This window comes from Coprococcus sp. AM100_B19A, assembly GCF_027662015.1.
Taxonomy (GTDB): Bacteria; Bacillota; Clostridia; order Lachnospirales; family Lachnospiraceae; genus Allocoprococcus; species Allocoprococcus comes.
In genome coordinates this window covers 1-3,703 of the sequence record NZ_JAQDKN010000033.1, presented here as the reverse complement: position 1 = coordinate 3,703, position 3,703 = coordinate 1, and the positions used below count along the sequence as shown (strand labels likewise).

At 43.5% G+C, this 3,703-nt stretch carries 5 protein-coding genes; all 5 read right to left on the bottom strand.

The window, feature by feature from the left end; genetic code table 11:
- A partial coding sequence (locus PGQ33_RS16525) for a DNA topoisomerase (RefSeq protein ID WP_270206113.1) occupies positions 1-854 on the bottom strand: 854 nt, incomplete at its 3' end.
- Positions 851-1,411 carry an MT-A70 family methyltransferase gene (locus tag PGQ33_RS16520; RefSeq protein ID WP_118576006.1) on the bottom strand — a complete coding sequence of 187 codons (561 nt, stop codon included), beginning with the start codon at positions 1,409-1,411 and terminating at the stop codon, positions 851-853. The genes PGQ33_RS16520 and PGQ33_RS16525, both read right to left, overlap by 4 nt.
- Positions 1,412-1,415: 4 nt before the next feature.
- Positions 1,416-2,840 (bottom strand): CD1107 family mobile element protein, encoded by a 1,425-nt coding sequence (locus tag PGQ33_RS16515; protein ID WP_217498425.1) that lies wholly within the window; start codon positions 2,838-2,840, stop codon positions 1,416-1,418.
- Positions 2,803-3,156, bottom strand: a complete 354-nt coding sequence (locus tag PGQ33_RS16510; RefSeq protein ID WP_270206112.1) for a DUF4315 family protein — start codon at positions 3,154-3,156, stop codon at positions 2,803-2,805. The genes PGQ33_RS16515 and PGQ33_RS16510 overlap by 38 nt, the downstream gene beginning before the upstream one ends.
- Positions 3,137-3,703: C40 family peptidase (locus PGQ33_RS16505; RefSeq protein ID WP_270206111.1), on the bottom strand; the 567-nt coding region annotated here is incomplete at its 5' end. The genes PGQ33_RS16505 and PGQ33_RS16510, both read right to left, overlap by 20 nt.

The window sequence follows — 3,703 nt, the reverse complement described above, 5'->3', positions numbered from 1 at the left end:
TGCTGTGCGGTATAGCCAAACATTCTGTTAGCTTCCCTCTGCAGGGTGGTCAGATCATAGAGTTTTGGAGGGCGGACCGTTTTCTCTTTCACATCATCCTTCTCCACTTCGCACATACGCTCCTGACACTCTGCAGCCACTTTATCTGCATCTTCTTTTTTCTGAAAATGCTCTGTGACCGCATCCATATCGTCAAACTTGATATGAGCCATATAATATTTTTCTTTGGTAAATTCCTTGATCTTCTGATTTCGATCCACAATCATGGCAAGTGTTGGTGTCTGTACTCTTCCAACTTTCAGATTCTGGTTATACAGAACGGAAAAAAGACGGCTCGCATTGATTCCCACCAGCCAGTCTGCCTTTGCCCTGCAAAGTGCTGACTGATAGAGACTGTCATAACACGAACCGTCTTTTAATGACGAAAATCCATCTTTAATTGCCTGTTCTTCCATGGAAGAGATCCAGAGTCGCTTCATCGGCTTTTTACATCCTGCCTGCTCATACACCAGACGGAAGATCAGCTCACCTTCACGTCCTGCATCAGTTGCACAGATCACTTCATCTACTTTGGAATCTCTCATCAGTTTCTTTAAGATTCCGAACTGCTTCTTTGTGCCCTCCAAAATCTTGTGTTTCCAACATTCCGGCACAATCGGCAGATCCTCATATCTCCATTTTTTATATTTTTCATCGTATTCCGATGCATCGCATAATCCCACCAGATGTCCTACGCACCAGGAAACGATATAACCGTTTCCCTCCACGTAGCCATCTTTTCTTGTTCTGGCTCCAAGCACGGAAGCCAGTGCCATCGCAACCGATGGCTTTTCTGCAATCACTAATGCTTTCATTCTATTTCTTCCTCACTTTTCATTTCTATATCTGACTGTATTTCATTTCCCCAGACATCCCACCCAGGTGTTGTCTGTCGTGCAAATAATTCTATTCTCGGTACATCACCAATAAGCTCAACAATTCTATCTCTTGCCACATCTGGTTTTTTACTGTGTCTTTCAATGTGTGATAAAATAATCTGTCGAACATATGCTGATTTCCTATGAACAGACCCTTTCGTTGCAAGCAAACAAATTTCGGCATTGCTCCTTGTCCAGTGTCCCAGACCAAGAAACAAAGTATCTGCCTTTTTATTCTTCTTTACCCACACGAACGCTACTGTCTTGTACTGAAATCCCCATGCTTGAATCACACTTAATCCTTCTCTCAGCTGTGGAAAAGTGACCCAGAGAAATAAAACACAATCTTTATCCGCTAATTTTCCAACTGGAAGATCACAGATTTCCTGTAAACTCATGGTCGGGTAATGGTCTGCGGCAATTCCCTGCCCCGCCTTCCTGTTATACTGCCAAGGCGGATCAGCGTATATAATCTGATATTTCTTATTCCGCACTCAATCATCGCCCTTCCTCCTCTTCTTCATCTTCCAGCACATTATCGTCAAAATCTTCATCTCTCAGGATTTCCGGTTCTGTACTTTCTTCCTGCTCATCTGCATCATCTACTTCCCGTTTTTCTGACTCTGAATCTTCGGATTCATCTTCATCCTCTTCCATCTCGTCCTCGTCATCATATTCATGTTTTGGTTTATAGACTTTGAAGTAATATCCTCCTGCCGCAGCTCCGACTGCAACCAGTGCAATCAAAAGATACGTTCCAAATGGACTTTTATCTTCAGGCATCTGAATATCATCCTCTACCTTATCTTTCTCGGCTGACTCTGTCGTTTCCGGTTTTTCTTCCTCTGCTTTTTTCTCTGGTTCTGCATAAACCGTATCCACTTCCGGAAGTGTCACCGAATCAGAAAGTGTGAAGTTCATCAGATCTTTTTCACTGACTTCTGTAAGAAAATACACATTATCCTGAGATTTTGAATTATCAATGATCAGATAGAAAATCTTACCACTCTTAGTTGAAATGGTATAAAACTCTTTTGTGCCTTCCGTAGCTGTTTTTGTAACAGAATCTGCTGTCTCGCCTTCTTTATTAAGCTGTTCCTCGATACCTGTCACTGTCCGATTATCCACAGTTCCTTTTGCATCTGTCGGCTCAGAAGCCTGTGCATCCTGCGGAAGTGGTGAAGTCGTTGTTTTCTCAGTAGCAGTTGCATCTGCACTAGTCGTAGTTGCCATTGCGCCATTACTGTCACTGGAGGTTTTCTGTTTCTCTGCCTGCTTCTTTGCCCATTCATAATAAGGATTCTGTAGTACATACCTCTCAGAAGTATTTCCGGCACCATCCGTTACCGTGATTTCAATCTGTTTTGTTGAAAAATCTTTCTGTGTCAGTTGCACTCTCAGCATTCCATCCTTCAGATCTGTATAAGCGGTGCCATTAACTGTTACTGCAGTAATCCCGGATACTGTATCATTTCCCTGAATCGTCAGTACACCATCTGTCAGGGAAGCAGAGAGTGTCGGCTTTTCCGTGTCATAACACTTAATAGAGCGATTCTGCTCATAGACCTTCCCCTCACCATCTGTCACACGCACGTATACCGTCTGGTTTCCAGTAATCGTGATACTTCCGCTTCCGGTTACATCCTGCCAGCTTCCATCTTTTCCAGCTTTTGCTTCAATCTTTGCTATCGAGAAACCTTCCGGCATATGACTGGCATCTACCGTAACAGTAATAGTTGTTTCTCCCTGTTTCCAGCCATCCGGTTTCTCAATCGTGATTGCAGGTGTGATATTCTCAGCTGCATAAGCAGTCTGTGTCTGGAGCAAAGGTGTTGTCAGGCAAAGAAATGTCGTTGCTGCAAGCAATCCTTTTTTCACGCTATTTTTAGATTTCTTCTGTTTCATCTTCTCTAAATTCATCATCAGACCTTGTTTCCTCCTCCTGTATTTCTACCCTGCCGGGCAGTTCATTTTTCATTCTCTTTTTGAAAGCTTCCAGCTCTGGAATGCTCATATCCATCGCACGGATAATTTTTACAATTTCCAGATTTTCCGCTTCTGTTTTTGCAATCTCCGCAGCCTTGAACCGCTTTAAATCTGCTTCATATCTGGCTTTGGATGCTTCCATTTTTTCCTTGGCTTTCTCATAATCTGACGGTGCTTTTTCAAGACTTTTCATCGCTTCTCCTTTCCGGACGGCTGTTACACCGCCCTTTTCCTTACCATCGTCCGAATCCATAAAAATGGCTCTGCCAGTATGGAGAGTTGATGGACGTATACTGAACCGGATGCCCACAATGGATCATCTGACCATTGCCCACATAGATTCCGATATGCGTTACTGGTTCTCCTGCATCGTAGGTTCCTGTAAAGAAGATCAGATCTCCCGGCTGTGCATCTGACTGTGATACAGGTGTACAAATATTGTACAATCCCTGTGCTGTCAACCTCCCGGTGTTTCTAACCCCAGAATGAACTAGGCAGTAACTTACAAATCCAGAACAGTCAAATCCACTTGGCGAATATCCACCCCACACATATGGTGTTCCAAGATATCTCGCTGCTTCATTTAACAAACGCTGTGCTGCTTCACTGGTATATTCATTACCGCCAAAGCCTGCCCCTTCTCCTGTTTCCAGATAAAAGATCGGGTTTAACCGCTCTCCATTTTTCAAAAGTTCAATATGAAGATGGCTCCCTGTAGAATTTCCAGTATTTCCTATAAGACCTATCTCATCACCTTTCGTGACGGATGCTCCTGCAGATACACTCCGGCTGCTTAAATG

Bases quoted from the DNA above. Each gene is read 5' to 3' on its own strand.
- PGQ33_RS16515 (WP_217498425.1), bottom strand. From the start codon at position 2,840: ATGATGAATTTAGAGAAGATGAAACAGAAGAAATCTAAAAATAGCGTG.
- PGQ33_RS16510 (WP_270206112.1), bottom strand. From the start codon at position 3,156: ATGGATTCGGACGATGGTAAGGAAAAGGGCGGTGTAACAGCCGTCCGG.